The organism is Microbacterium sp. 13-71-7, from assembly GCF_002257455.1.
In the GTDB taxonomy this organism is placed as follows: Bacteria; Actinomycetota; Actinomycetes; order Actinomycetales; family Microbacteriaceae; genus Microbacterium.
Window position 1 is genome coordinate 1 of sequence record NZ_NCKN01000348.1, and the last position, 2,942, is coordinate 2,942.

Below are 2,942 nucleotides of genomic sequence, written 5' to 3' on the forward strand. Positions count from 1 at the left end.
GTCTTTGGCTTGGGGTTTATTCGGATAGCCGCGCATGTTAGAGTCCTACTGCAAATTTTAGTTGAGCCAGCCCCAGGCAAAAGATGGAGCCAACCAGTAGGTGACCACCGGCGGCGCCGACTACTTCGCCGGCCAGACCGTCAAAGCCCGCGCCACCGGCGCCCTCGCCTTCGCGAAGTTCGCCACCGAGGTCGCGAAGTCCTACCCGGTCACCGTCGCGCTGCACACCGACCACTGCCCGAAGGACGCCCTCGCCGGCTTCGTCGAGCCGCTCATCGCCGCTTCCGAGGAAGAGGTCAAGGCCGGCCGCAACCCCATCTTCCAGTCGCACATGTGGGACGGCTCGGCCGTGCCGCTCGCGGAGAACATCGAGATCGCCCGCGACCTCCTCCCCCGCATGAAGGCGATCAACGCCATCCTCGAGGTCGAGATCGGCGTCGTCGGCGGCGAGGAGGACGGCGTCGCGCACGAGGGCTCGAACGAGGCGCTCTACACGACGTTCGCCGACGTCGACCAGGCCGTGCAGGCGCTGGGCCTCGGCGAGCAGGGGCGCTACATCGCTGCCCTCACGTTCGGCAACGTGCACGGCGTCTACAAGCCGGGCGGCGTCAAGCTCCGTCCCGAGCTGCTCGGCGAGATCCAGCAGCAGGTCGCCGCGAAGTACGGCACCGGCGCCAAGCCGCTCGACCTCGTCTTCCACGGCGGATCCGGCTCGACCGACGCGGAGATCGCCCTCGCGGTCGCGAACGGCGTGGTGAAGATGAACATCGACACCGACACCCAGTACGCGTTCACGCGCTCGATCGCCGGGTACATGTTCAGCAACTACGACGGCGTCCTGAAGGTCGACGGCGAGGTCGGCAACAAGAAGGTCTACGACCCGCGCGCCTGGGGCAAGGTCGCAGAGACCGCGATGGCGCAGCGCGTCATCGAGTCGACCCGCCAGCTCGGCTCGTACGGCCAGTCGAAGAGCTGACGACCGGCACGCAGCCGTACCGGCATCACGGAGCGCCGCGGGGATCCTCCCCCGCGGCGCTCCTGTCATCTGCGGACGCGCGGCCGCCGGGCATCATCCCGACGTCGAACCGTGGCCGATGTCCTGGCGCAGGATGACGGCGCCCGCGGCATTGCGGATCTCGACCGTGCGGATGTCGGACAGCGGCTGCGCGGTGCCCGCCGAGAGCGTCGCCGTGCGGCCGGGATCCGCCTTCCAGGTCGAGAGATCGGTGCTCTTCCCGTCGTCCCCGACGACCGTGAGGACGTACGTCCAGCCGGCGTCGGGGGCATCCGCCGCGTAGAGGCAGGCCATGTCGATCTTCGTCCCCCACGCGACCGGGGTCAGCGAGATCGTCGCGCTCAACGGCACGGCTCCCGCTCCCTTGAGCGCCACCGAGACCGCCGGCCGCGGAGCGAGGGCGACGACGGTGACGGGCACCGCGACGGCGAGCGCGGCCGCGATGCCGACACCGGCCCACAGCGTACGACGCCGGGAGCGCCGCCGCGCGCGGGCGATCGACAGCAGCTTCGGGCCCGCGGAGTCGGCGACCTCCGTGCCGATCCGCGCCGCGTCCTCCGCATGCACGCGCGACAACAGCCCCACGGCCGGGACGATCTCCGCGAGCGCCGCACGGCATTCCGCGCACACCGCGAGGTGCGCCTCGTACCGCGCACGATCCGTCGCGGACAGCGCGCCCATCGCATAGGCGGCGTCCCACGTCGCGAACGGATCCGCATCCACGCTCACCGGATCACCCCTCTCTCCTGCAGCGCGAGCCTCAGGGCCCGCAGTCCGTAGTGCATCCTGGATTTCACGGTGCCGCCGGGAATCCCGAGCTCTGTCGCGATCTCGTCGACGCTGCGGCCTCCGTAGTAGCCCGCGACGATCACGGCGCGATGCTCCGGGCTGAGGTCCGCGAGCGCATCCTCGATGAGGATCGCGTCGAACAGCCGGTCCGTGACATCGCCGGTGACCCTCTCCGGGACCTCCGCCACCGGATGCTCGTGGCGTCGCCGGGCGCTGCGCGCCTCGTCGATGACGAGGTGACGGGCGACCGTGAACATCCACGCCCTGGTACTCGTCACCTCCTGCTCCAGGATCCGCGGCGTGCGCCAGGCGCGCAGCAGCGTCTCCTGCACCACGTCGTCCGCCGAGGCGCTGCTGCCGGTGAGGTGCACGACGTAGCGGCGGATCGGTCCCGCGTGCACGTCGTAGAGCGCGGTCAGCCGTTCGTCGTCGTCGTCCACAGTCGCCTCCTCACTGGGAAACGAGGCCCGCGCCCCGAAGGTTCACCGGTGGGCGGGCTCTGGCCGCACCATCCCGAACCCGGATCCCGAGGCGTCGCGTCGTGCTCCCAGTATCGTCGTTGCGCTCTCCTCCGAGCGGTTTCGAGCTCCGACCCGTGCGATCCGTCCGGACGGCCTCCGCCGCGGAGGGTTCATCCGGTCGGCGGTGCCGGAAGTAGCCGATCGGCTGATGCGGGGGCGGGGTCCGGATTTCTAGCGTGGAGGACATGAACATCTCGCTCTCCCGCACGCTCATCGCCGCCTCGACCATCGCCCTCGCCGCCGCCGTCGTCGTCGTCCCCACGACGGCCGCCGCGGCCGCCCCGTCAGCCGCGGTCTCCGCCCCCTTCGCGAAGCAGGTCCTGACCCCGTCCGAGACCCTGGCGTCCACGCCGTGGAAGACCACCAGCGCACGCGACGCCCAGGGCGACCGCGTCGCGCTGGACGACCCGGCGGTGTCGAACTTCGTCGGCTGGGCCTACTTCAAGGGCGATGGCACGTTCACGATGTACAACCTCGACGACAGCCCGAAGATGCACGGCGACTGGAGCGTCGCGGCCGACGGCTCGTCGCGCTGGATCGCCGCCAAGGACGCGAACGGCGCCGTGCTGTTCCAGCGCGTCGTGCCGATCGTGCAGCTCGACAAGAACGTCTTCACC

Annotated in this window: 4 protein-coding genes; 2 read left to right on the top strand and 2 right to left on the bottom strand. The window is 70.3% G+C overall.

Annotation, left to right across the window (positions count from 1 at the left end; genetic code table 11):
- Positions 1–100: 100 nt before the first annotated feature.
- Positions 101–976 carry a class II fructose-bisphosphate aldolase gene (fbaA, locus tag B7X32_RS19985; RefSeq protein WP_292723769.1) on the top strand — a complete coding sequence of 292 codons (876 nt, stop codon included), beginning with the start codon at positions 101–103 and terminating at the stop codon, positions 974–976.
- A 93-nt stretch (positions 977–1,069) separates the two neighbouring features.
- Here fbaA and B7X32_RS19990 read toward each other — a convergent pair whose 3' ends face one another.
- Positions 1,070–1,744, bottom strand: a complete 675-nt coding sequence (locus tag B7X32_RS19990) for a zf-HC2 domain-containing protein (protein ID WP_292723772.1) — start codon at positions 1,742–1,744, stop codon at positions 1,070–1,072.
- Entirely contained in the window at positions 1,741–2,244 is a 504-nt protein-coding gene (locus B7X32_RS19995) for a sigma-70 family RNA polymerase sigma factor (protein ID WP_292723775.1), read from the bottom strand. Before B7X32_RS19995 ends, B7X32_RS19990 begins: the two co-directional genes overlap by 4 nt.
- Before the next feature lie 266 nt (positions 2,245–2,510).
- Between B7X32_RS19995 and B7X32_RS20000 the strand changes: the two genes are divergently transcribed.
- A partial coding sequence (locus B7X32_RS20000) for a DUF4822 domain-containing protein (RefSeq protein WP_292723777.1) occupies positions 2,511–2,942 on the top strand: 432 nt, incomplete at its 3' end.